The sequence below is a fragment of the Pseudomonas sp. Pseusp49 genome, from assembly GCF_059491875.1.
In genome coordinates this window covers 6,067,480-6,090,493 of record NZ_CP168514.1, presented here as the reverse complement: position 1 = coordinate 6,090,493, position 23,014 = coordinate 6,067,480, and the positions used below count along the sequence as shown (strand labels likewise).

Sequence of the window (23,014 nt, the reverse complement as noted above, 5' to 3'; positions counted from 1 at the left end):
AACTCCGGAAGATGATTCGATGGAGCGCAGTGTCGGGATTTTGCTCGTGAGGAAAAATATAGGGATGGACATTTGATATTTGCCTTGGGCGCAAAGATCATAAGTGCGGGTGTTAGTCTGTGGCGAGGGAGCTCGCCCCCGCTCGGCTGCGCAGCAGTCGTAAATCCCTGGAATGCGGTGTGTCAGATGAATCCGAACGGTAGGTTTTGGGGGCGCTTCGCACCCCAACGGGGGCGAGCCCCCTCGCCACAAATGGCGTCGCTGTCCTGCTATCCACTAGCAATGCCCGAACTTGCCCGGCATTTTTCGATCAGTTCCTTACCGACACAGCCAAAGGAGCGGGTGTTTTGATCAGGCTCAAGACCGCGATACTGCTGGGGGCGTTGCTGTTTGTGGGCAGCGAGCAACTGGAAGCCGCCGCGATACCGGGGCTGCCGGCCGCCGCGACCGCTGCGACGCCGCCGGCGCACCCCGAACCGCTCGTGCAAGGCGGATTACTGGGGGCCATCAGTTCAAGCATCGACGAGGTCCAGGCCAAGCTTGACCTCAACGAAAACCTGCTCGACGCCTGGCGCCTGCGTGCCGACCGCGCGGCCGATGAAGTGGATCAGCTGGTCAATCAGCCTTCGGCCCGCTCGCCCTGGAGCGTCGCTGGCGATTTCCTGATACTGACCTGCGTGTGGGCCGCCGTGTTTGCCTGTCTTTGGCTGCTTGGGCGACTGTTGGCCAAACGCCTGTGCAAACATCGCCTGCTGCTCAGCCGCGAACGCGGCCAGGCCCTGCTCGGTTATGTCTTGCCCTATACCCTTCCGGCGGTAGCCAGCCTGCCCCTGACGATTTATGCCAGCCAGTTTTTGCCGATATCCGCCGGTCGAGCGCTTGCGTTGTGCCTGGCTTATGCCACAAGCGCGGGGATATTTTCCGCGTCCTTGGTGCTGTCGCTGGTGGTGGTGTTCAATGCCGGCCACAAGCGCCGGGCGGTGCAGATTCTCCGCGAGAAGAGTGCCCGGCCATTGTTCGGCATCGGTTTTCTGGTGGCCTTGAGCGATGCCCTGACCAGTCCGCAAATCGCCCATCAACTGGGCAGCAATCTCACCAGCAGCATCGCCGTTTTCACTGGCTTGGCGGCATCGATTTCCTTCGGCTTGCTGGTGATCCGCACGCGCCGCCCGGTCGCTCAGGTGATCCGCATCCTGCCGCTGGCCCAGCGCCAAAGTCAGCCGGCATTGCGTGAGACCCTGCGGATATTTTCCGGGCTCTGGTATTGGCCGATCCTGTTGATGGTGCTGGTCTCGATCATCAACCTGATCGGCGTTGGCGCGGACAACCAGAGGGTGCTGCGCAGCGCCTTGTTCACCACGGTATTGCTGATCGCCACGGTGTTTCTCAGCACTACGCTGCACCATCTGTTCAAGGCGCGCAGCGAAGCGGACCTGCGCCGCAGCAGCGCCTACAAGGAGCGTTTTCTCAACTTGTCCCACGCCTTGCTGCGCATCGGCATGGCCATCGTGTTCATCGATATCCTCGGGCGGATCTGGGGCGTGTCACTGTTCGAGTTCGCGGTGAGCAATGCCGTGGGCCGGGCGATCAGTGATTCACTGAGCCACATCGGTTTGATCCTGCTGGTGACCTGGATGGTCTGGGTGGTGCTCGACACGGCGATTCAGGAGGCCCTGAAACCGCCGACCAACAAGCGCTCGGCACGCCAGCCGAGTACGCGGGTGAAAACCATCCTGCCGCTGCTGCGCAACGCGATCAAAATCATCCTGGTGGTGATCTGCGCGATCACCACCATGGCCAACCTGGGGATCAACGTCGCGCCATTCCTGGCCGGTGCCGGGGTCATCGGCCTGGCAATCGGTTTCGGCTCCCAGCAACTGGTGCAGGATGTGATCACCGGGCTGTTCATCATCATCGAGGACACCCTGTCCATCGGTGATTGGGTGGTGCTTGATTCCGGGCATGCCGGCACGGTCGAAGGCCTGACCATCCGCACCTTGCGCCTGCGCGACGGCAAGGGTTTCGTGCACTCGGTACCGTTCGGGCAGATCAAGGCCGTGACCAACCAGTCGCGGCAATTCGCCTATGCGTTTTTTTCGGTGCAATTCACCTACGACACCGACGTCGACAAGGCCATCGAACTGATCCGCGAGGCTGGGCACTCCATCAGCAACGACCCGTTCCTGCGCTACAACCTGCAAGGGCCGCTGGATGTGTTTGGCGTCGACAGGATGGACCTCAACGGGGTGGTGCTGACGGCGCAATTTCGCACGGTGTCCGGTGGCCAATATGCGGTGAGCCGGGCCTTTAACCAGCGGTTGAAAAAGCTTGTGGATAACTGCCCGTGGGTGAACTTCGCGCAGACTTATCCACAGCAGGCGCTGGTGCCGCGGCATCCGGTCGAAGCGCCACCAGAGGCTGAGCCGGAGCATGCGGCGGTGTTGATGCCGGATCGGCCGCGGTCTCAGTAGAAGGTTTTGTCCTGAGGTTCTTTGTTGGCTGTGATGGCCCCTTCGCGAGCAAGCCCGCTCCCACAGTTGAACTGTGTCGTTCACAAATCCCCCTGTGGGAGCGGGCTTGCCCGCGAAGGGGCCGGTAGAGACAACCTCAATGCCGGATCAGCTTGCTGCGCACCTCGGCACTCGCCTGCTGATCCAGCTCCATCCAGAAAAGCGGTTTGCCGGCAATCTCGGCAGCAACCGGCAAACCGTCGCGATACACCAGCCGATTGCTCGCCAGCGCCGGGACTTTCGCACCAGGTAATAGTGTGCCGGCGAGGTTCAGCGGATCGACCCCACACACCGCGACCAAACTCCCGTCATGGGGCCGACGTCGCATCTCCCGCAGCAATGGAATCGCCTCGGGCAGGGCGAATTGCTCGCCCGCCAGGCCGCTGACAAACCGGCCCCCACGAATCTCGCCGCGTGCCTCCAGGCGATGGAAGGTGCGCAGCAGTTCGCGCCAGCTCGGCAGCCAGTCCGCCTCACGTTCCAGCAAGCGCCAGAACACCACGCCGTAACGACGCAGCAAGGTCATGGCGATGTGTTCCAGGGTATCGGCCGGCGTCGGCATAGGACGCTGGTTTTCCACCACAGGGGCCGTTGGCGCGCGTCGCAACAAGGCCCAGCGCCCGGCATCGTCCATGCCACCGATGAATGCGCCGCGTCCACGCCGACTGTTGCGCGGCTGGCGCTTGCTGGCCGGGGTGATCAGCGCGCGCAAACCGGCAAAGCTGTCGGCATTCACCAACCCCGCGCCCACCAGTTCCTGCAGGGCAATTTCCAGTTCCGAACGCAGCAGGTGCGCCTCATGGATCAGCTCGTCGAAAAACAGCGCGCCGTGCTGGCTGAGGGCGGCGTGGACCTTTTGCGTTTTCGGCGACAGCTCGCTCACCGGTGTCTGTTCGGTCAAGCCGCTCCAGAGACCGACCCGGTTGCGCGGCAGCAAGACAATCGGTGTGCTGCGCAATGCGGTGCCGGTGTTTTTGTTGTGCGCAGTCAGGCGCGTCCACACCAGCCTGCCGCTGCGGCACAACTCATCCAGCCAGGTCGCCGAGTAGTCCTTGATCCGTGCGGGCAGGATGTCGCTGTCCCAGGCGGAAGCGGCGGCGGGGTAACCCTCGAATTGCCCGACGATGGCTGGCAACACCGCCGCGCCCAGGCCCTGGCTGGCAGTCGACACATGCTGCCAATCGAACAGGAATCGCATGAAATCCTGTAACGCCACCGGTTCGATTTCCCGGCGCAGGCGCTTGACCGTATAGCGGTGAATCCGCGCCAGCAAATGCCGCTCGCACCATTCTTCTTCAGCGATGCCCGGGGTGAAACGGCCGCGCAGCACGTAGCCCTCGCGTTCCAGTTGCGCCAGGGCCTGGGTCACTTGTGCTGCGGGCAAGCCGAGTGGTTCGGCAATGCGCTCGAGGGCAAGTGGGCCGAAGGCGCTGAGCCGTGCGCGGATCAGTTCGAGGACGGCTTCGTCGGGTGCCCAGGTTTCATCGAAGTCCGGCAGCGCTTGCAGCGGTGGCGTCAATTCGGCCTGTGGATAAATGGCCCGCAGGCAGGTCAGGCGCTCTAGCGCCAGCCACAACGATTGGCCGGCATTTATCTGTAAACGACTCGCGCGTCCGCTGTCGGCCAGGGTCTTGAGCCAGCCGAGCCATTGCGGATTGGCGCCGGCCTCGGCATTGGTGATGCACGCCAGGCTCATCAAGGCCTCGTGCATTTCATCGATACTGGAGGGCGCCGGCCAGGCTTCGTCGCGCACGGCGGCAATCGCCTCGGCGTCCAGTGCACCGAGGTCGTCGGTGGATTGCGGATCACTCCAGCGTCGATTGAGTACCGCTTGGGTGCGGCGCTCTTCCAGCGGTGCATCGTCGAGAAAGGTGTAGGGGCGGGCGCTGAGAATCTCTGCCGCCAGCGGCGAGGGCGCCGGCAAGTCGCGGCTGATCAGGCGAATGTCACCGCGCTCCATGCGCCGCAACAAGGCCAGCCAGCCTTCAGTGTCGATGGCTTCGTGCAGGCAATCGTCGAGGGTCTGTTCCACCAGCGGATGGTCGGGAATCTCCCGTTCGCCGGCGAGGTTTTCCACGCAGGCAATCTGATCGGGAAACACGCTGGCGATCAGGTCTTCGCTTTTCATCCGCTGGATCTGCGGCGGGACTTTGCGCCCGCCGCTGTAGCGCGGCAGCGCCAGTGCCACGCCAGCATTCCAGCGCCAGCGCACGCCGAACAGCGGCGCGTCGAGCACGGCCTGGATCAGAATGTGTTCGGCGCTGTTGCTGTGCAGGTAGCGCCAGACATCGTCCAGTTCAAAACTGTGGCTGGTGGACAGCGACAGCACGATGGCGTCTTCGCTGGCGGCGGCTTGCAGTTCGAAGTTGAAGGTGCGACAGAAACGCTTGCGCAGGGCCAGGCCCCAGGCGCGGTTGATGCGGCTGCCGAACGGCGTATGAATGACCAGTTGGGTGCCGCCGGACTCGTCGAAAAAACGCTCCATCAGCAGCGTGTCTTGGGATGGCAGGGCACCGAGCGCCTGTCGTGCGCGGGCCAGGTAGTCCACCAGTTGTTCGGCGCTGGCGAGGTTCAGGCCCAGGGTTTCGGTCAGCCAGTCGAGCGCTGGTTGCAAGTTGCCTGGTTCGGTACCCAACAGGTCGTCGAGTTTTGCCTGCAAGCGTGCCACCGCCGAGGACAATTCGGCACTGCGCCCCGGCGCTTCACCGAGCCAGAACGGAATGGTCGGCGGTTGACCCTGGGCATCCTCGACCCGCACCTTGCCGGTTTCCACGCGCAGGATTCGATAGGAGGTATTGCCCAACTGGAAGATATCCCCGGCGATGCTTTCCACCGCGAAGTCTTCGTTGATGGTGCCGATGTTCAGCCCTTGAGGCTCCAGCAGCACGGCGTAGTCGGCGTTGTCCGGAATGGTCCCGCCACTGGTCACTGCGGTCAGTTTTGCGCCACGACGACCACGCAGGGTGCGGCTCACGGCGTCGCGGTGCAGGTAGGCGCTACGCAGGCCCTGACGCCCGTTGTAACCCTCGGCGAGCATGTGCAGCAGCGCCTGATAGTGTTTGTCGTCGAGTCCGGCGTAGGGCGAGGCGCGGCGCAGCATCTCCAGCAGCGCTTGCTCCGGCCACTCCTGGCAACTGACTTCGGCGATGATCTGCTGCGCCAGCACGTCCAGCGGCGCTTGCGGGATCAGCAAGGTGTCGAGTTCACCCCGGCGCACGCAGTCGAGCAGCGCGGCGCATTCGATCAGGTCGTCGCGGGTGGTGGCGAACAAGCGGCCCTTGGGCGTGCCGCCGACCTGGTGCCCGGAGCGGCCGACCCGTTGCAGAAACCCGGCAATCGAACGCGGCGAGGCGATCTGGCACACCAGGTCGACGTCGCCGATGTCGATCCCCAGTTCCAGTGACGCCGTGGCGATCAGCACTTGCAGGTCGCCGCGCTTGAGCCGCTGCTCGGCGTCCAGGCGAAACTCCTTGGCCAGGCTGCCGTGGTGGGCCGCTACAGAGTCCTTGCCCAGGCGTTCGCTCAGATGGCGGCTCAGGCGTTCGGCCAAGCGCCGGGTGTTGACGAAAATCAGCGTGGTCCGGTGTTCCCGGGCGAGGGCGGCGAGGCGGTCGTAGACCAGTTCCCAGACATCGTTGGCCATCACGGCCGACAGCGGCACGGGCGGCACTTCGATGTCCAGGTCGCGGGGGCGGGCGTGGCCGATGTCGACGATCTCGCACGGGCGGTCGCGACCGACCAGGAAACGCGACACGGCCTCGATGGGTTTTTGCGTGGCCGACAGACCGATGCGCAGCAGCGGCTCGGGGCAGAGTGCCTGCAGGCGTTCAAGGCTCAGGGCCAGATGGCTGCCGCGCTTGCTGGCGGCCATGGCATGGATTTCGTCGATGATCACCGTTCGTGTGGTGCCGAGCATCTGCCGACCGGAGTCGGAACCGAGCAGCACGTACAGGGATTCCGGTGTGGTCACCAGAATGTGCGGCGCTGTCTTGCGCATCGCCGAGCGGTCTTTCTGCGGTGTATCGCCGGTGCGCACGGCGGTGCTGATCTGCAATTCGGGCAGGCCCATCACACGCAATTGTTCGGTAATGCCGGCCAACGGGGTTTGCAGGTTGATCCGGATGTCGTTGGACAGCGCCTTGAGCGGCGAAACGTAGACCACCAGCGTTGCGTCGGGCAAGCCTTCGGGGCTTTCCAGGCCGCGGTGCACCAGGTCGTCGATGACCGCGAGAAACGCGGTGAGGGTCTTGCCGGAGCCGGTGGGCGCGGCGACCAGGGTCGAGCGGTGCTGGCGGATCAACGGCCACGCCCGGGCTTGGGCGGCGGTGACCGCTGCGAACGTGTGGCTGAACCAGGCACTGACGGCGGGGTGGAAGCCGCTCAGGGCGCTGTCTGCGGGGATGGGCAGGTTCATGCAGCAAGTTATGCGGGTGGGGGGCGCAAGATGCAAGTCTCGCTGGCTGGCCGGTAAACCTGTGGCGAGGGGGCTTGCCCCCGTTGGGTCGCGAAACGGCCCAAAAATCCGCAAACGCGGTGTCACAGGCAAACCGCCTTCAACAATTTTGCGACTGCTACGCAGCCGTACGGGGGCAAGCCCCCTCGCCACAGGGGCCAGTAGCAGCACCGCAAAAGTCGGACATCTACACTTTACGGATGACGGTTGCGCACTAAACCCGCAAAATGCAACGATTCCGGCAATTACCAACGACATCGCCTGGGGGCGATGTCGATATAGCCATCGTTCCAATCAGACTGGGCCTGCTGACTCTATGCGAATGCGCCTTATGTTACTGGGCGGCGGAAATGCCCTTGGGCAGGCGCTGATTCGCCTCGGTGCGGAGGAAGACATCGGTTTCCTCGCCCCCCGCCCGCCGCAAGACGGCTGGGATGCCGCGAGCCTGACGCAACTGCTCGACGACACCCGTCCCGATGCATTGATCAACCTTGCCTACTACTTCGACTGGTTTCAGGCCGAAGCGGTCAGCGAACAGCGTCTGGCCGGCCAGGAGCGCGCGATCGAGCGTCTGGCGGAACTGTGCCAGCACCACAACATCGTTTTGCTGCAACCTTCCAGCTATCGCGTGTTCGACGGTTCCCGCGCAACGGCCTACAGCGAAAAAGACGAACCCGTGCCCTTGGGCTTGCGGGGGCAGGCGTTGTGGCGGATCGAGCAAAGCGTTCGCGCCACTTGCCCGCAACACGTGCTCCTGCGTTTCGGCTGGCTGCTGGACGACAGCCCGGATGGCGCCCTTGGCCGCTTCCTCGCTCGTGCCGAACAACCCGAAGAACTGCTGATGGCCGACGACCGGCGCGGCAATCCGACGCCGGTCGACGATGCCGCCCGCGTGATCATTTCAGTGCTCAAGCAACTCGATTGCGCAGCGCCGCTGTGGGGCACCTACCACTACGCCGGGCATGAGGCGACCACGCCGCTGGCGCTGGGGCAGGCGATTCTGACCGAAGCCCGCAGCCTGCATCCGCTGGCCATCGAAGCCCCGACCGCCCAGGCCCACGCCGCGCGCCCGGATGCTGCGGAAGAGCCGCAACATGCGGTATTGGCCTGCAAGAAAATTCTGCACACCTTCGGGATCAAGCCACGCGCCTGGCGTGCGGCGCTTCCCGGTCTACTGGACAGGTTCTATCGCCATGGCTGACGGTCCCGTTTTGATCACCGGTGGTGCCGGTTTCATTGGTTCGCACTTGACTGACGCCCTGCTCGCCAAGGGCCATGCGGTGCGGATCCTCGATGACCTGTCCACCGGCAAGCGCAGCAATCTGCCGCTGGATAATCCCAAGGTCGAACTGATCGTCGGCGACGTGGCCGATGCGGCTTTGGTCGCCCAGGCAATGGCCGGTTGCAGCGCCGTGGCGCACCTGGCCGCCGTGGCGTCGGTGCAGGCCTCGGTGGACGATCCGGTGCGCACGCACCAGAGCAACTTCATCGGCACGCTGAACGTCTGCGAAGCCATGCGCCAGGCCGGGGTCAAGCGCGTGCTGTTCGCCTCCAGCGCGGCGGTGTATGGCAACAATGGCGAGGGCGAGTCGATCGACGAAGACACCCCAAAGGCGCCGCTGACGCCGTATGCGGTGGACAAACTGGCCAGCGAGCAGTACTTCGATTTCTACCGTCGCCAGCATGGGCTGGAGCCGGTGATTTTCCGCTTCTTCAACATCTTCGGACCGCGCCAGGATCCGTCCTCGCCGTACTCCGGGGTGATCAGCATTTTCAGCGAGCGCGCACTGAAGGGCTTGCCGATCACCGTGTTCGGCGATGGTGAGCAGACCCGGGATTTTGTCTACGTCGAAGACCTGGTCGACTTGCTGGTGCAGGCCATCGAGAAGCCCCGGGCCGAAGTCGGTGCGGTCAACGTTGGCTGGAACCAGGCGACGACCCTCAAGCAAATGCTCGAAGCGCTTGAAGCCGTGGTCGGCCAGCTGCCGCCGGTAAGCTACGGGCCGGCGCGTTCCGGTGACATCCGTCATTCCCGGGCGAATAACCGGCGTCTGCTGGAGCGCTTCACTACCACGGAGCAGACACCGATGCGTGTGGGGCTGGCGCGGTTGCTGGGGCGATAGATCGCTTTCCTCGCAGACGTGAAAAAGGCGCCTTTTGACAGGCGCCTTTTTCACGGCCGGAATTTACTTACAGCGTGTGCAAGTTCTATGGCGAGGGAGCTTGCTCCAGATCGACTCCGTCACGGTCGTCATCAGTATTGAGTTTGCTCGCCACGGCCTCATCCACCACCACGTGAACGTTACTTAGAACTTGTAGCCCAGACCGATCATGTAGACGAACGGATCCACATCCACATCGACCTTGGCCCGGGTGCCCGGTGCAATGGCGTTGTTTTCCACAGTGGCGGTGGTATCGATGTCGATGTAGCGCACCTGGGCGTTAATCATCACGTTGTCGGTCAGCATGTAGTCGGCACCGACCTGCCAGGCCAGACCCCATGAGTTATCCGCCTTGAAATTGCTGAAACCGGCGGACTGGGCTCGGCTGCCGACATGTTCGTCGTAGATATAGGTGTAGTTGATGCCACCGCCGATGTACGGCTGGAACGCCGACTTGGGATCCAGCGGGTAATACACCAGGCTCAAGGTTGGCGGCAGCTGTTTGATGCTACCGAGCTTGCCATTGGCAGGGGCCAGCGCGGTGCCCTTGATTTTCACATCATGTTCGAAGGGGGTTGCCGCGAGCAGCTCGATACCGAGGTGGTTTGTGAGCATGTAGGCGAAGTTCAGACCAAGCTGTGTGTCGCTGCTCAGAGTCGCTTTGCCACCCAGGTCGGCACCCGCCAGCGGGCCTTGATCAACCTTGACGCTGGAGCTGTCGGCTTCCGGGTCGACGGTGATGGCGCCGGCACGGAGGATAATGTCACCGGCTTCGAAAGCATTGGCGAGCGGGGCTGCGAGCGCAAGGGCAACCAGCGAAGCGCTGAGCAAGGACTTGTTCATGGGGGCTCCAGAGGACGTTAAAAATGTTCGATGTCCAATGGTAAGGCGCCTAACGATTCGGTCTTTTGATGCAGCTCAATGAAAGTGGGAAGGATTGGATTTCGTAGCGATTTCGATGGCCCCTTCGCGAGCAAGCCCGCTCCCACATTGGAATGCGTTCCCCCTGTGGGAGCGGGCTTGCTCGCGAAGACGGCACTTCTAACAACACAAAACGACCGGCTTCACTCCGGCAATTCATACAGATAAATCTTGTCCGCCTCCATCTGATACCCGGCATCCGCCAGTTCGCTGGTGGACGCCTTGACCTGCAATGCGCCCTCGATCCAGTACGGCTGATACAACTCGTCGAGCTTTACGCCGACTTCGCTTTTGACGTGCACGATCTGGTTCGACGGCGGTGGCGGTACGTGGATGCAGGCGCCGAAATAGGGCACCAGCAGAAACTCCGTGGTGCGTCCTTCTTCGCTCACTTCCAGCGGCACGATGTAGCCCGGCAGGCGAATGTTCTGGCCATCGAGGGTCTTGACCACCGGTGCGTTGGGCAAGTCTTGTTTGGCGGCGGGCGCCGACTCGGCCGTCAGCGCATTGCTCATCTGCGACAGGTCATGCAGCGGCGTCATGTTCGGCACTTCTTTCGGCGCGTCCGGTGGAATCATCTCCGACCAGGTCAAATCTCGCGGCTGGGCTGCCCACAGCGGCAGGGCGACCAGCATCAACAGCGCAAGTACTGCGCGGGGCATGTTCAACGTCCTCATAAACGGATCGACAGGCCATCGGCCAGGGATTGGCGATAGGCGCGCCAGGCTGGCACGCTGCCCATCAGCAACGCGGCGATCAGGATGCCACCGAGCAGCGTCCATTCATACTCGCTCGGCCAGGACAGCGGCAGATACAGGCCATAGTTGGCCTGCACATAACCCTGGGCCGCAGCGATGCACACGTACAGCAACGCCACGCCGGTGATCACGCCCGACAGCGCCAGGGCAAAGGCTTCGAGCACCAGCAGCGTCGCGATGTGCCAGGGTCGCGCACCTACCGAACGCAGGATCGCCATTTCCCGGCGGCGTTCGTTGAGGCTGGTGAGAATCGCCGTGAGCATGCCGATCAACCCGGTCAGCACCACAAACAGCGAGACCACGAACAAGGCTTTTTCCGCGGTGCCCATCAGGCTCCACAGCTCCTGCAGCGCCACGCCCGGCAGGATCGCCAGCATCGGCTCACCACGAAATTCATTGATTTCCCGTTGCAGGGCAAAGGTCGAAATCTTGTTGTTCAGGCCAAGCATGAACGCGGTGATCGCTTGCGGCGTGAGGTCCATGTTGCGCGCCTGATCGGCGGTGATACGACCCTCGCCCCGGGCCGGCACGCCGTTATGCCAGTCGATGTGAATCGCTTCCATACCGCCAAGGCTGATGTGCAGCGTGCGGTCCACCGGCGTGCCGGTGCGTTTGAGAATGCCGACCACGGTGAACGGCTTGTCGTCGTGCTTGACCAGGCTGATCGCCGCCACGCCGTGGGCCAGCACCAGTTTGTCACCGAGTTTGTAGTGCAGTGCCTCGGCCACTTCGGCACCGAGCACCACTTCGAACGGGTCGGTCGCAAACGCCCGGCCATCGGCCAGCTCCAGGTGTTGCTGGCGACCGTACTGGTAATGCTCGAAGTAGGCTTCGGTGGTGCCCATCACCCGATAGCCGCGATGGGAATCGCCGAGGGACATCGGGATCGCCCATTTCACTTTCGGGTTGTTGGCGAAGTGCTCGAAGCTGTCCCAGCGGATGTTGTTGGTGGCGTTGCCGATGCGGAACACCGAGTACAGCAACAGGTTCACCGAGCCGGAGCGGGCGCCGACGATCAGGTCGGTACCGCTGATGGTGCTGGCGAAACTGGCCTTGGCTTCGGTGCGCACGCGCTCCACGGCCAGCAGCAGGCACACCGACAAGGCGATGGCGAACGCCGTGAGGATTGCGGTGAAGCGGCGGTTAGCCAGGCTGGCCATGGCTAGACGAAACAGATACATCTCAGACCTCGGACGGGGTGGCGGCGCGATTGAGTTCGGCCAGCGACAGGTTGTGGTCGAACAGCGGCGCCAGGCTCTGGTCGTGGCTGACGAACAACAGGCTCGAGCCGGCCTCGCGGCACTCGGCGAACAGCAGGCGAATGAAGTTCTCACGGGCATCGTAATCGAGGGCCGAGGTCGGCTCGTCGGCGATCACCAATTCCGGTTGCCCGATCAGTGCACGGGCGGCGGCGACCCGTTGCTGCTGGCCGATGGATAACGAATCGGCGCGGCGACCGAGGATGTTTGCATCCTTCAGACCCAAGTGAGCGAGCAGCGTCGCGGTCGCTTTGTCGACGCTGCCGTGACGCTGTTTCGCCCGTTCGGCACGCAGCTTCGAGAAGTGGCAGGGCAGTTCGACGTTTTCACGCACCGACAGAAACGGCAGCAGGTTGAACTGCTGGAAGATGTAGCCGGTGTGATCGACGCGGAAGTGGTCACGGGCGCCGGCCGACAGCTGCGTCAGCTCCTGGCCGAGCAGGCGAATGCTGCCGCGATCGGGCTTTTGCACGCCGCCGAGCAGGCCGAGCAGGGTGGTCTTGCCACTGCCGCTGGGGCCTTTGAGAAAGAGGGTTTCACCGCGCTCCAGGCGAAACGCCGGGATGTCCAGCAGTGGCGGGTGACCGGGCCAGCTGAAGCCCAGGTCGGACAGTTCGATGAGTGCTTGGGTCATTTAGCCGACTTCATGAATGTTGATGACCTGTGTAGGAGCTGCCGCAGGAAATCTATGGTGAATTCAGAATTTGAGGGCGGCAGCCTTGGCCGTCACATCAACGCCTTGCTGCCCGCTCGGGCCGATCAGTTGTACCTGAATCGTCCGAGTGGCCGGGAACGAATTGAAAATGTTCGTCAGGTCCAGGGTCTTCAATGCGTCCGGTGTGGCACAGGTGAACTGATAGTGAGCGTGGATTTCGCTGTGGTCGTGATGATGTTCGTCCTTGGCGTCCTCATCATCGTCGGCATCTAGCGTGTCCCCGAACAACGGGCTTTCCAGTTCCTGGTTTTCCACCACGCAACCGGCAGCTTTCGGCAGGTTGAACAGGGCCAGCGGTTGCTCAAGCTGAGCCCGGGCCGCGGCGACTTTGGCTTTGTCGGCATCGCTGGTGGCGACGTGTTCGAAACCCACCAGGTTCATGGCCGGGCTTTGCAGTTCCAGCGCCAGGGTCTTGCCGTCCAGCGCCACGTTCAGGCGTCCAACGCCATGTTCGTGGGCTCCCAGGCTGCCATGCTCATGATCGTGTTCGTCGGCGGCATGGGCGACAGCCAGCGGCAGCATGGCAAACGGCAGAGCGAGAAGCAGACGACGCATGGCGAGTCTCCGAAAAGTAAAATGAAGAAAATGTTATGTAATCTTATAACATCAGTGCGGAGAGTTTGACTGCCTGCTTGGCGTTGCACAAGTCCCATGGGAGCATGCAGGGAAGAAAATTGCGGGAGCAGACTGATGTTGCGAATTCGCGGAAGCATCGGCGACTGGCCGGTGGATTTGACCCTGGAGATGGACGATGCGGACTGGGCGCGACTAGGGGCGCAGTTGCAGGTAGAAAAATCCCCGGTCAGCGCCCCGGTGGCGAAGCCGCTGAATCAGGATGATGCGCTGTGGCAGATCGCCCGGGATTTGCTGCGTAAGGCCGGACAGTTGAGTGGACCGGACTTGCTCGATCAATTGGAGGGCCTGACCGGCAGTGCGGCGGCGGGCAAGCGCCTGCTGGTGCGTTTGCGCCATAGCTCGGATGTGAAAGTAGTGAGCGGCGGGGATACGCCGCTCTACAGCTGGATCGAGTAGGCCGTAAAAAGATCGCAGCCTGCGGCAGCTCCTACAGGTTGAATACAAGTCCTCTGTAGGAGCTGCCGCAGGCTGCGATCTTTTGATTTTTAGTAAAGCGCAGCAAACAGTTTACGACGGTACGTGCTCACCAGCGGGTGATCGTTACCCAGCAACTCGAACACCTGCAGCAAGGTTTTGTGCGGCAAGCCTTCGCTGTAGCTGCGGTTGCGGATGAACAACTTCAGCAGACCATCCAGTGCGGCGTCGTACTGCTGACGGGCCAATTGCTGGATCGCCAGTTGATAAACCGCTTCATCGTCCAGCGGGTCTTTCGCCAGCCGTGCCTTCAGGTCGGCGGCATCCGGCAAGTCCTTGGCCAAGCCGAGAAACTTGATCTGCGCCTTGGCGCCGGCCAGCGCGGCCTTGTGCTCGTCGCTCTTGACCGCATCCAGCACGGCTTGCGCCTCGCCCAGTTCACCGCGCTCGGTCAGGCAGCGGGCGTACAGGATCAGCGCCTTGGCGTTGGTATTGTCTTCACCCAGGATCACTTTGAGCAGCGCTTCGGCATCAGCAAAGCGGCTGTCGTCGAACAACGCCTGGGCCTGCTCGAACGGATCCGCGGCGGCCGGTGGCGGCATCTGCACATGAGGTTCGAGCAGGGCGCGCACGGCGGATTCCGGCTGGGCACCGGCAAAACCGTCGACAGGCTGGCCATCCTTGAACAGCACCACGGTCGGCAGGCTGCGGATGCCGAAGCGGGCGACGATGTCTTGCTCGAGGTCACAGTTGACCTTGGCCAGCAGCAATTCACCCTGGTAGCTCTCGGCAATGCTCTGCAACATCGGCATCAGCACTTTGCAGGGCGCGCACCATTCGGCCCAGAAATCCACCAGCACCGGCTTGTGGAAAGAGTTCTCGATCACCGACTGGTCGAAATCGGCAGTCGTGGCGTCGAAGATGTACGGCGTTTCCTGACTCATGGGCAATCTCTTGGAAGCGTGAATTTGCACACTATAAGGGCTGGCGCGAAAGATCGCAGCCTGCGGCAGCTCCTACATGGGAATGCGTAACCAATGTAGGAGCTGCCGCAGGCTGCGATCTTTTAACGGCGTCAATCACGCTGCGCGTGGTACAGGCTCACATGCCGAAACTCGTGGGGCTCGGCCAGATCCGGCAGCGTCATGGCTTCAAGCATTTCGATGCGCCGGTACAACGGATGGCGAAAATCCCGTACCCGGGAATCCGCCACCAGCGCTTCTCGGCCGCGACTGAGGAACTGGTCGAGCAGCGGCAGGTTCGCCCGGTCGTACAGTACATCCGCCACAAGGATCAGATCGAAGCGATCAGCCTCGGCGAAAAAATCCGTCGAGTAATTGAGCTGCACGTCATTGAGCTCGGCATTCGCCCGACACGCGGCAATCGCCAGTGGATCGAGGTCGCAGGCCAGCACTTCCAGTGCGCCGGCCCTGGCGGCGGCAATCCCCGCCACCCCGGAACCGGCGCCGAAATCCAGCACCCGCTTGCCTTCGACCCAGTGCGGGTTTGCGGCCAGATAGCGGGCCACGGCCAGGCCGCTGGCCCAGCAGAAACTCCAGTACGGTGGCTCATGCAGGATGCGCCGGGTTTCTTCGGGGCTGAAGGCGCGGTCCATGTTGTCGCCGTCGATCAGCCACAGCTTCAAATCGGTTGCCGGCAACGGGCAGGCCACCAGTTGTGCATCACCGAGCAATTCAGCCAGGGCCTGTTGCAGGTCGAGCGGTGCACTCATGGGGCTTTGACGAATTGCAATTGGCCCAGGGCCTGGGTGGTCGGCTGAGTAATGAGTTGCGACGGCAAGTGCAGGATCAACTGGCCGGACTGACTGGCACGGCCTCGCAGTTCAACGCGGGCGCCGGACGGGAAGGACTCCGGATTGAAGCGCAAGTGAAACGGCAGCACCTGGTTATTGCCGATCAGGCTGGAACTGGCGATCAATTGTTGCGGGCGGTCTTTTTCGTCGATCACCAGCAATGCCAGTTCGACTTCGGCGCCTGCCGGCACGCCTTGCAGGGTGCCGCTCAGCTCACGCTGATAGGCAGGCAGGGGGCCGAGGTCGGCGGCCTCCCTGGCTTTCTTCTGCGCTTGCTGCGGCGCCGGGCCAGGTGTTGGCGGCTGAGGCTTGGGTGCATCGCTGCCGCAAGCCACCAGCAGGCTGAAAACACTGAGCAAAATGAGCGGACGTAACGACATTGGTGGCTCCATAAAGCTGAATTCCATGGATCAAGTGATCATCCCGTCTGTATACCGCAAACCCTATGGCTTGTCTTGCCACCGGGATGCGCTACCATGGCCCTCCCTTTTTTTGTTGCCTGCCACCATGCACTGTCCCTTCTGCGGTGCCAACGACACCAAGGTCATCGACTCGCGTCTGGTCGCCGAGGGCGAACAGGTGCGCCGCCGGCGTGAATGCCTGGCCTGCGGCGAGCGTTTCACGACGTTCGAGACGGCTGAACTGGTGTTGCCGCGCCTGATCAAAACCGACGGCAGCCGCCAGCCGTTCGACGAAGAAAAACTCCGCGCCGGCATGCAGCGTGCGCTGGAGAAGCGCCCGGTGAGTGTCGAGCGCCTCGAATCGTCGCTGGTGCACATCAAACACAAACTGCGTGCCACCGGCGAGCGCGAGGTCAAATCCCTCGTGGTCGGCGAACTGGTGATGGCCGAGCTGCAGAAGCTCGACGAAGTCGCCTACATCCGCTTTGCCTCGGTGTATCGCCGCTTCCAGGACCTCAACGAGTTCCGCGAAGAGATCGATCGCCTGGCCCGTGAACCGGTGAAAGAATGACCACGCCCGCAGAACTTGCCATCCTCGATGCCCATTTCATGGCCCGTGCCCTGGAACTGGCGCGCAAGGGGCATTACACAACGCACCCCAACCCGCGTGTAGGTTGCGTGATCGTGCAGGGTGGACAGATTGTCGGCGAAGGCTGGCACGAGCGCGCCGGCGAGCCTCACGCCGAGGTCCATGCTTTGCGCGCGGCCGGTGAGCAGGCGCGTGGCGCAACCGCTTATGTGACGCTTGAGCCTTGCAGCCACCACGGCCGCACGCCGCCCTGTGCCGATGCGCTGGTGAATGCCGGCGTGGCCCGCGTGGTCGCGGCGATGCAGGACCCGAACCCGGAAGTCGCCGGTCGCGGTTTGCAACGCCTGGCTCAGGCCGGTATCGCCACCGAAAGTGGTGTGCTGGAGGGCGAAGCGCGAAAGCTCAACCAAGGCTTCCTCAAGCGCATGGAGCACGGCTTGCCGTTCGTGCGGGTCAAGCTGGCCATGAGTCTGGACGGTCGCACGGCGATGGAAAGCGGCGAAAGTCAGTGGATTACCGGTCCGGCTGCACGCTCGGCGGTGCAACGCCTGCGCGCCCAGGCCAGCGTGGTGCTGACTGGCGCCGACACGGTGCTGGCGGACAACGCGCGGTTGACCGTGCGTGCCGATGAGCTCGGACTGGACGCCGAGCAAACAGCACTGGCCATGAGCCGGCCGCCGCTGCGTGTGCTGGTCGATGGCCGCCTGCGCGTTCCGCTGGATGCGCCGTTCTTCAAGGCCGGCCCGGCGCTGGTCGCCACCTGTGTGGCGGTGGAAGAACAGTACGCCAACGGCCCGGAATGCCTGATCGTGCCCGGCTACGACGGCCAGGTCGACTTGCGTCAGCTGCTGGTCGAGCTCGCCAACCGTGGCGTCAACGAGGTGTTGGTCGAGGCCGGTCCACGGCTGGCGGGTGCTTTCGCTCAGCTTGGGCTGGTGGACGAATTCCAGATATTCATCGCCGGCAAGTTCATGGGTTCTTCGGCGCGGCCGCTGCTGGACTGGCCGCTCGCGCAAATGAAGGATGCGCCGGCACTCAAAATCACCGAAATTCGTGCAGTTGGCGATGACTGGCGAGTCATCGCCATCCCTGTGCCAGCGGCGAGCGTATAATTTCCGGCCATCGCTATAGCGCTGGCTTTGTTCTCGAGGAGAACCTCATGTTTACCGGCATCATCGAATCCATCGGCAGTATTCGTGCATTGACCCCAAAGGGCGGTGATGTGCGGGTACACGTCGAAACCGGCAAGCTCGACCTGAGCGATGTCAAACTGGGCGACAGCATCGCGGTCAACGGCGTGTGCCTGACTGCCGTTGAATTACCGGGCAATGGTTTTGCGGCGGACGTCAGTCGCGAAACCCTCGACTGCACTGCCATGAACGACCTGAAAAGCGGCAGCCCGGTCAATCTGGAAAAAGCCCTGACCCCGACCACTCGCCTTGGCGGGCATCTGGTCAGCGGTCACGTCGATGGCGTGGGTGAAGTGGTTGCCCGTACCGAAAACGCGCGCGCCGTGGAATTCCGCATTCGCGCGCCCAAGGACCTGGCCAAGTACATCGCCCATAAGGGCTCGATCACCGTCGACGGCACCAGCCTGACCGTGAACGCAGTCGATGGCGCCGAGTTCCTGCTGACCATCATTCCGCACACCCTGAGCGAAACCATCATGGCATCGTACCAGCCAGGGCGCCGGGTGAACCTGGAAGTGGACTTGCTGGCCCGTTACCTGGAGCGCCTGCTGTTAGGCGACAAGGCCGCAGAGCCGACTGCCGGCAGCACCATTACCGAAAGCTTTCTGGCCGCCAACGGCTACCTCAAATCCTGACTCAAGGGGGTGCCTTGTGGCGCTCAATAGCATCGAAGAACTGGTTGAAGACATCCGCCAAGGCAAGATGGTCATCCTCATGGATGACGAAGACCGCGAGAACGAAGGCGACCTGATCATGGCCGCCGAGTGCTGCAAGCCCGAGCACATCAACTTCATGGCCAAACACGCCCGTGGCCTGATCTGCATGCCGATGAGCCGCGAGCGCTGCGAACTGCTCAAGCTGCCGCTGATGGCGCCGCGCAACGGTTCCGGTTTCGGCACCAAGTTCACCGTCTCCATCGAAGCGGCCACCGGCGTGACCACCGGCATCTCCGCCGCCGACCGCGCGCGTACCGTGCAAGCGGCTGCCGCCCGTGATGCCAAGGCTGAAGACATCGTCAGCCCGGGCCACATCTTCCCGCTGATGGCCCAGGCCGGCGGCACCCTGGCCCGTGCCGGCCACACTGAAGCTGCCTGCGACCTGGCGCGCATGGCCGGTTTCGAGCCGAGTGGCGTGATCTGCGAAGTGATGAACGACGACGGCACCATGTCCCGTCGCGCCGAACTGGAAGCTTTTGCTGCCGAACACGACATCAAGATCGGCACCATCGCCGACCTGATTCACTACCGGATGATCCACGAACGTACCGTTCAGCGGATTGCCGAGCAGCCGCTGGACAGCGAACTGGGCCAATTCAACCTGGTGACCTATCGTGATTCGGTGGAAGGCGACGTGCACATGGCACTGACCCTGGGCAACGTGTGTGCCGAAGAACCGACCCTGGTTCGCGTGCACAACATGGACCCGCTGCGCGACCTGCTGATGGTCAAGCAACCAGGTCGCTGGAGCCTGCGCGCCGCCATGTCAGCGGTTGCCGAGGCCGGCAGCGGCGTGGTGCTGTTGCTCGGTCACCCGCTTGATGGCGATGTATTGCTGGCGCATATTCGTGAAACCGCCGATCACGCCGCGGTGAAAAAACCGACCACCTACAGCACTGTCGGTGCCGGCTCGCAGATCCTGCGCGACCTGGGCGTACGCAAAATGCGCCTGATGTCGGCGCCAATGAAATTTAATGCGATATCCGGTTTCGATCTGGAAGTTGTAGAATACGTGCCCTCCGAATAATGACCGGTTGTTCCCGGCCTTGAATTCGCAGTTCAAATATCACCGAGGGACGCGTACGAGACGCGTCCCGGCTCTTTAAGAGATCTAACGAATGACCCTGAAGACCATCGAAGGTACCTTCATCGCCCCTAAAGGCCGCTACGCTCTGGTAGTGGGCCGTTTCAACAGCTTCGTCGTTGAAAGCCTGGTCAGCGGTGCCGTTGATGCCCTGGTTCGCCACGGCGTGAGCGAAAGCGACATCACCATCATCCGCGCTCCTGGCGCCTTCGAAATTCCGCTGGTTGCACAGAAAGTCGCTCAAAAGGGCGAGTTCGCGGCAATCATCGCCCTGGGCGCAGTCATTCGTGGCGGCACTCCGCATTTCGAATACGTGGCTGGCGAATGCACCAAGGGCCTGGCCCAGGTGTCCATGGAGTTCGGCGTACCGGTTGCATTCGGCGTGCTGACCGTTGACTCCATCGAGCAAGCCATCGAGCGTTCCGGCACCAAGGCCGGCAACAAAGGTGCTGAAGCTGCCCTGTCCGCTCTGGAAATGGTCAGCCTGCTGGCGCAGTTGGAGGCCAAGTGATTAGCGACGATAGCGATCGTTTCAACCCGCGCGATCCAAAGCCTGCGGATGCCGGCAAGCCATCGAAAAGCGCCAAGCGCCGCGAAGCCCGTCAGCTCGCGACTCAGGCGCTGTACCAATGGCACATGGCCAAGCAGTCGCTGAACGAGATCGAAGCGCAGTTCCGGGTCGACAACGATTTCAGCGATGTCGACGGCGCGTACTTCCGCGAAATCCTGCACGGGGTTCCGCAGTTCAAGACCGAAATCGACACCGCACTCAAGCCTTGCCTCGATCTGACCATCGAAGAGCTGGACCCGGTTGAGCTGGCGGTTCTGCGCCTGTCCACCTGGGAACTGCTCAAGCGCGTCGACGTGCCGTACCGCGTTGTGATCAACGAAGGTATCGAACTGGCCAAGGTCTTCGGTTCCACCGACGGCCACAAGTTCGTCAACGGTGTGCTCGACAAGCTGGCCCCGCGTCTGCGTGAAGCTGAAGTGAAGGCGTTCAAGCGCTGATTGGCGCTTGGAATGTCGACACGAAGCCATGGGCGAGTTTGAGCTGATCCGCAATTTCTTCGCCGCCGCGCCTTGTGCGCAGGGCGGCGAAGGCGTTGCCCTCGGGATCGGCGATGACTGCGCCTTGCTGGCTGTTCCTCCCGGGGAGCAGTTGGCGATTTCTACCGATACGCTGGTGGCCGGTGTGCATTTCGCCGATCCCTGCGATCCCTTTCTGCTCGGTCAGCGCTCGCTGGCCGTGGCCGTCAGCGACCTGGCCGCCATGGGCGCCACTCCAATCGCCTTTACCCTTGCCCTGACCTTGCCGACGGTGACCGCCGATTGGCTGCAAGCCTATGCCCGTGGTTTGAACCAGATGGCGCAAAGCTGCGGCGTGGCGCTGGTAGGCGGTGACACGACGCGTGGGCCGCTCAGCCTGACCATGACCGTGTTCGGGCGCGTGCCGGTTGGCCAGGCGCTGACCCGCAGCGGTGCGCAACCGGGCGATCTGCTGTGTGTCGGTGGCGACCTGGGCAATGCCGCCGGTGCCTTGCCATTGGTGCTCGGCCAGCGCACGGCCGACGCGAGCATTGCCGAGCCGTTGTTGGCCCACTACTGGTCGCCGCAACCGCAGCTTGGCCTGGGGCAGGCGCTGCGGGGCAAGGCCACTTCGGCGATGGACATCTCCGACGGTTTGCTCGCTGATTGCGGGCATATCGCGCTGGCCTCGAAGGTCGGTATCGAAGTCGAGCGGGAGCGTTTACCGCTGTCGCAGAACCTGGTCGACTTTCTTGGCCGATCGGACGCCCAGGTGGCGGCCCTGAGTGGTGGCGACGATTACGTGCTGGCGTTCACCCTACCGTCCGTCGAGTTGCCGCTATTGCTGGCCGACGGCTGGCCGATCCATGTGATTGGGCAAGTGGTGACGGGACAGGGCGTAACGTTGCTGGACGCCGATGGCCAGGACATCACCCCGCAAACCCGGGGTTATCAACATTTTCGGGAGTCACCGTGACAGATCATCCCAAACAGGTCCCGGCGGAATTCGTACCGCCGTCGGTCTGGCGTAATCCATGGCATTTCCTGGCGTTTGGTTTCGGCTCGGGCACCTTGCCAAAGGCGCCCGGCACTTGGGGATCGTTAGTTGCGCTGCCCTTTATTCCGTTGTGGCAGATGTTGCCCGACTGGGGTTACTGGCTGATGCTTGGCATCACCATGCTGTTCGGCTTCTGGCTGTGCGGCAAAGTGGCCGATGATTTGCGGGTTCACGACCATGAAGGCATCGTCTGGGACGAAATGGTCGGGATGTGGATTACCCTGTGGCTGGTGCCGGAAGGTTGGCAATGGTTGCTCGCGGGCTTCTTGATGTTCCGCTTTTTCGACATCCTCAAGCCATGGCCGATTCGCTGGATAGACCGGCACGTGCATGGCGGCGTTGGTATCATGCTTGATGATGTGCTGGCCGGGGTGTTCGCCTGGTTGGCGATGCAGGGACTGGTGTGGTTTTTCGCCTGATCAAGGGTGACCAGGCGTTAATCGGGGGAGCAGGGATGGTTCTACGTGGATTGATGGTGTTGGTGCTCGCGATATTTTGCTCTTTCGCCCAAGCAGGAGGAGGGGGAGCTACACCGCCGTCGGTGATTCATCTGGCCAGCGAAGACTGGGAAGACTACACCGCCGCTGACGGTCATGGCCTGGGCTGGGACGTGCTGCGACAAGTGTTCGAGCCGGCAGGTGTCAAAGTGGACATCCGCACCGAGCCCTACGTGCGTTCGCTGGGCCTGGCGGAGCGGGGTGAAGTCGATGCCTGCGTCGGTTCCTATCGCGACGAATCCGAGGCTGTGCTCTATCCCCACTGGAGCTTCGACACCGATCACATCTATGCCCTGGGCCTGGCGAGCAGTCCGGTGCCAACCCCCGAAACCCTGGGCAATTATCGACTGGCCTGGGTCCGTGGCTACGATTACCAGGATTACCTGCCCAACGTGCAGCACTTTGCTGAAGTGCAGCGACGCGACGGCATTGTGTCGATGCTGACCCACAACCGTGCCGACTATTACATCGATGCGCAGACCGAAGTCGATTACGTGCGCAATCGTGCCAAAGACCCCTCCCAGTTGCGCAGTACCCATATCGCCGAGTTGCCGCTGTACCTGTGCTTTGCCAAGACCGCAAAGGCGCGTAGCCTGATGGCGCTGTTCGATCAGCGCATGGAGCAGTTGGTCAAAAGCGGTGAGCTGAAACCTATCTTCGAGCGCTGGAAACAGCCATACCCATTCGAAGACAATTGAACGGGCCCAATGTAGGCGCTGCCGAAGGCTGCGATCTTTTGATTTTGAAGATCAAAAGATCGCAGCCTTCGGCAGCTCCTACAGAGATTGATCGGCCCGCATATCAAACTTTTTG

The 23,014-nt window shown here is 62.5% G+C and carries 22 protein-coding genes; 13 read left to right on the top strand and 9 right to left on the bottom strand.

Going from position 1 to position 23,014, the window contains the following annotated elements; translation table 11 throughout:
• The first annotated feature begins 347 nt into the window (after nt 1–347).
• Nucleotides 348–2,471, top strand: a complete 2,124-nt coding sequence (locus ACEN83_RS27170; protein WP_495578878.1) for a mechanosensitive ion channel family protein — start codon at nt 348–350, stop codon at nt 2,469–2,471.
• 136 nt (nt 2,472–2,607) lie between these two features.
• Here the strand turns inward: ACEN83_RS27170 and ACEN83_RS27165 are convergent, their stop codons facing one another.
• A complete protein-coding gene (locus ACEN83_RS27165; protein ID WP_495578877.1) occupies nt 2,608–6,924 on the bottom strand; it encodes a DNA glycosylase AlkZ-like family protein in 4,317 nt (1,438 codons plus the stop codon).
• A gap of 355 nt (nt 6,925–7,279) precedes the next feature.
• On the opposite strand from ACEN83_RS27165, the gene ACEN83_RS27160 reads away from it, so the two are divergent.
• Nucleotides 7,280–8,164 (top strand): sugar nucleotide-binding protein, encoded by an 885-nt coding sequence (locus ACEN83_RS27160; protein WP_007970144.1) that lies wholly within the window; start codon nt 7,280–7,282, stop codon nt 8,162–8,164.
• Nucleotides 8,157–9,086 (top strand): NAD-dependent epimerase/dehydratase family protein, encoded by a 930-nt coding sequence (locus tag ACEN83_RS27155; RefSeq protein ID WP_258682736.1) that lies wholly within the window; start codon nt 8,157–8,159, stop codon nt 9,084–9,086. Before ACEN83_RS27160 ends, ACEN83_RS27155 begins: the two co-directional genes overlap by 8 nt.
• A 183-nt stretch (nt 9,087–9,269) precedes the next feature.
• On the opposite strand, the gene ACEN83_RS27150 is transcribed toward ACEN83_RS27155, so the two are convergent.
• The 5 genes from ACEN83_RS27150 to ACEN83_RS27130 form a co-directional block, all read right to left on the bottom strand.
• Complete coding sequence (locus ACEN83_RS27150; protein ID WP_126047801.1) at nt 9,270–9,968, bottom strand: OmpW/AlkL family protein; 699 nt, start codon at nt 9,966–9,968, stop codon at nt 9,270–9,272.
• A gap of 221 nt (nt 9,969–10,189) precedes the next feature.
• Nucleotides 10,190–10,708, bottom strand: coding sequence for a DUF3299 domain-containing protein (locus tag ACEN83_RS27145; RefSeq protein ID WP_495578876.1), 519 nt, complete (start codon nt 10,706–10,708; stop codon nt 10,190–10,192).
• Nucleotides 10,709–10,719: 11 nt separating this feature from the next.
• Nucleotides 10,720–11,985, bottom strand: coding sequence for an ABC transporter permease (locus ACEN83_RS27140; protein WP_495578875.1), 1,266 nt, complete (start codon nt 11,983–11,985; stop codon nt 10,720–10,722).
• Nucleotide 11,986: 1 nt separating this feature from the next.
• Nucleotides 11,987–12,697: an ABC transporter ATP-binding protein gene (locus ACEN83_RS27135; protein WP_495578874.1), complete on the bottom strand. Its 711-nt coding sequence runs from the start codon at nt 12,695–12,697 to the stop codon at nt 11,987–11,989.
• A 63-nt stretch (nt 12,698–12,760) separates the two neighbouring features.
• Nucleotides 12,761–13,333, bottom strand: coding sequence for a DUF2796 domain-containing protein (locus tag ACEN83_RS27130; protein WP_495578873.1), 573 nt, complete (start codon nt 13,331–13,333; stop codon nt 12,761–12,763).
• A 135-nt stretch (nt 13,334–13,468) separates the two neighbouring features.
• On the opposite strand from ACEN83_RS27130, the gene ACEN83_RS27125 reads away from it, so the two are divergent.
• Complete coding sequence (locus ACEN83_RS27125) at nt 13,469–13,810, top strand: hypothetical protein (RefSeq protein ID WP_495578872.1); 342 nt, start codon at nt 13,469–13,471, stop codon at nt 13,808–13,810.
• 89 nt (nt 13,811–13,899) lie between these two features.
• Here the strand turns inward: ACEN83_RS27125 and trxA are convergent, their stop codons facing one another.
• The 3 genes from trxA to ACEN83_RS27110 all read right to left on the bottom strand — a co-directional run bounded on the left by trxA (nt 13,900) and on the right by ACEN83_RS27110 (nt 16,021).
• Nucleotides 13,900–14,772: a thioredoxin gene (trxA, locus tag ACEN83_RS27120; RefSeq protein ID WP_495578871.1), complete on the bottom strand. Its 873-nt coding sequence runs from the start codon at nt 14,770–14,772 to the stop codon at nt 13,900–13,902.
• Nucleotides 14,773–14,903: 131 nt separating this feature from the next.
• On the bottom strand, nt 14,904–15,560 hold the full coding sequence (locus tag ACEN83_RS27115; RefSeq protein ID WP_495578870.1) for a class I SAM-dependent methyltransferase: 657 nt from the start codon (nt 15,558–15,560) through the stop codon (nt 14,904–14,906).
• A complete protein-coding gene (locus tag ACEN83_RS27110) occupies nt 15,557–16,021 on the bottom strand; it encodes a YbaY family lipoprotein (protein ID WP_007970161.1) in 465 nt (154 codons plus the stop codon). The genes ACEN83_RS27115 and ACEN83_RS27110 overlap by 4 nt, the downstream gene beginning before the upstream one ends.
• A gap of 127 nt (nt 16,022–16,148) precedes the next feature.
• On the opposite strand from ACEN83_RS27110, the gene nrdR reads away from it, so the two are divergent.
• From nrdR to ACEN83_RS27065, 9 genes are all read left to right on the top strand, one after another.
• Complete coding sequence (nrdR, locus tag ACEN83_RS27105) at nt 16,149–16,613, top strand: transcriptional regulator NrdR (RefSeq protein ID WP_003228656.1); 465 nt, start codon at nt 16,149–16,151, stop codon at nt 16,611–16,613.
• A complete protein-coding gene (gene ribD / locus ACEN83_RS27100; RefSeq protein ID WP_102673681.1) occupies nt 16,610–17,743 on the top strand; it encodes a bifunctional diaminohydroxyphosphoribosylaminopyrimidine deaminase/5-amino-6-(5-phosphoribosylamino)uracil reductase RibD in 1,134 nt (377 codons plus the stop codon). The genes nrdR and ribD overlap by 4 nt, the downstream gene beginning before the upstream one ends.
• A gap of 47 nt (nt 17,744–17,790) precedes the next feature.
• Nucleotides 17,791–18,456 carry a riboflavin synthase gene (locus tag ACEN83_RS27095; RefSeq protein ID WP_008018158.1) on the top strand — a complete coding sequence of 222 codons (666 nt, stop codon included), beginning with the start codon at nt 17,791–17,793 and terminating at the stop codon, nt 18,454–18,456.
• Nucleotides 18,457–18,472: 16 nt separating this feature from the next.
• A complete protein-coding gene (gene ribBA, locus ACEN83_RS27090) occupies nt 18,473–19,564 on the top strand; it encodes a bifunctional 3,4-dihydroxy-2-butanone-4-phosphate synthase/GTP cyclohydrolase II (RefSeq protein WP_007970163.1) in 1,092 nt (363 codons plus the stop codon).
• A 91-nt stretch (nt 19,565–19,655) separates the two neighbouring features.
• Nucleotides 19,656–20,132, top strand: a complete 477-nt coding sequence (gene ribH / locus ACEN83_RS27085) for a 6,7-dimethyl-8-ribityllumazine synthase (protein WP_003228649.1) — start codon at nt 19,656–19,658, stop codon at nt 20,130–20,132.
• Nucleotides 20,129–20,629, top strand: a complete 501-nt coding sequence (nusB, locus tag ACEN83_RS27080) for a transcription antitermination factor NusB (protein ID WP_007970164.1) — start codon at nt 20,129–20,131, stop codon at nt 20,627–20,629. Before ribH ends, nusB begins: the two co-directional genes overlap by 4 nt.
• Nucleotides 20,630–20,657: 28 nt before the next feature.
• Nucleotides 20,658–21,623, top strand: a complete 966-nt coding sequence (gene thiL, locus ACEN83_RS27075) for a thiamine-phosphate kinase (RefSeq protein WP_495578869.1) — start codon at nt 20,658–20,660, stop codon at nt 21,621–21,623.
• Nucleotides 21,620–22,123, top strand: a complete 504-nt coding sequence (locus tag ACEN83_RS27070) for a phosphatidylglycerophosphatase A family protein (RefSeq protein WP_007970166.1) — start codon at nt 21,620–21,622, stop codon at nt 22,121–22,123. The genes thiL and ACEN83_RS27070 overlap by 4 nt, the downstream gene beginning before the upstream one ends.
• 35 nt (nt 22,124–22,158) lie before the next feature.
• On the top strand, nt 22,159–22,899 hold the full coding sequence (locus ACEN83_RS27065; protein ID WP_495578868.1) for a substrate-binding periplasmic protein: 741 nt from the start codon (nt 22,159–22,161) through the stop codon (nt 22,897–22,899).
• Nucleotides 22,900–23,014: the final 115 nt, after the last annotated feature.

Bases quoted from the DNA above. Each gene is read 5' to 3' on its own strand.
- ACEN83_RS27165 (WP_495578877.1), bottom strand. From the start codon at position 6,924: ATGAACCTGCCCATCCCCGCAGACAGCGCCCTGAGCGGCTTCCACCCC.
- ACEN83_RS27160 (WP_007970144.1), top strand. From the start codon at position 7,280: ATGCGAATGCGCCTTATGTTACTGGGCGGCGGAAATGCCCTTGGGCAG.
- ACEN83_RS27155 (WP_258682736.1), top strand. From the start codon at position 8,157: ATGGCTGACGGTCCCGTTTTGATCACCGGTGGTGCCGGTTTCATTGGT.
- ACEN83_RS27150 (WP_126047801.1), bottom strand. From the start codon at position 9,968: ATGAACAAGTCCTTGCTCAGCGCTTCGCTGGTTGCCCTTGCGCTCGCA.
- ACEN83_RS27145 (WP_495578876.1), bottom strand. From the start codon at position 10,708: ATGCCCCGCGCAGTACTTGCGCTGTTGATGCTGGTCGCCCTGCCGCTG.
- ACEN83_RS27140 (WP_495578875.1), bottom strand. From the start codon at position 11,985: ATGTATCTGTTTCGTCTAGCCATGGCCAGCCTGGCTAACCGCCGCTTC.
- ACEN83_RS27135 (WP_495578874.1), bottom strand. From the start codon at position 12,697: ATGACCCAAGCACTCATCGAACTGTCCGACCTGGGCTTCAGCTGGCCC.
- ACEN83_RS27130 (WP_495578873.1), bottom strand. From the start codon at position 13,333: ATGCGTCGTCTGCTTCTCGCTCTGCCGTTTGCCATGCTGCCGCTGGCT.
- ACEN83_RS27125 (WP_495578872.1), top strand. From the start codon at position 13,469: ATGTTGCGAATTCGCGGAAGCATCGGCGACTGGCCGGTGGATTTGACC.
- trxA (WP_495578871.1), bottom strand. From the start codon at position 14,772: ATGAGTCAGGAAACGCCGTACATCTTCGACGCCACGACTGCCGATTTC.
- ACEN83_RS27115 (WP_495578870.1), bottom strand. From the start codon at position 15,560: ATGAGTGCACCGCTCGACCTGCAACAGGCCCTGGCTGAATTGCTCGGT.
- ACEN83_RS27110 (WP_007970161.1), bottom strand. From the start codon at position 16,021: ATGTCGTTACGTCCGCTCATTTTGCTCAGTGTTTTCAGCCTGCTGGTG.
- nrdR (WP_003228656.1), top strand. From the start codon at position 16,149: ATGCACTGTCCCTTCTGCGGTGCCAACGACACCAAGGTCATCGACTCG.
- ribD (WP_102673681.1), top strand. From the start codon at position 16,610: ATGACCACGCCCGCAGAACTTGCCATCCTCGATGCCCATTTCATGGCC.
- ACEN83_RS27095 (WP_008018158.1), top strand. From the start codon at position 17,791: ATGTTTACCGGCATCATCGAATCCATCGGCAGTATTCGTGCATTGACC.
- ribH (WP_003228649.1), top strand. From the start codon at position 19,656: ATGACCCTGAAGACCATCGAAGGTACCTTCATCGCCCCTAAAGGCCGC.
- thiL (WP_495578869.1), top strand. From the start codon at position 20,658: ATGGGCGAGTTTGAGCTGATCCGCAATTTCTTCGCCGCCGCGCCTTGT.
- ACEN83_RS27065 (WP_495578868.1), top strand. From the start codon at position 22,159: ATGGTTCTACGTGGATTGATGGTGTTGGTGCTCGCGATATTTTGCTCT.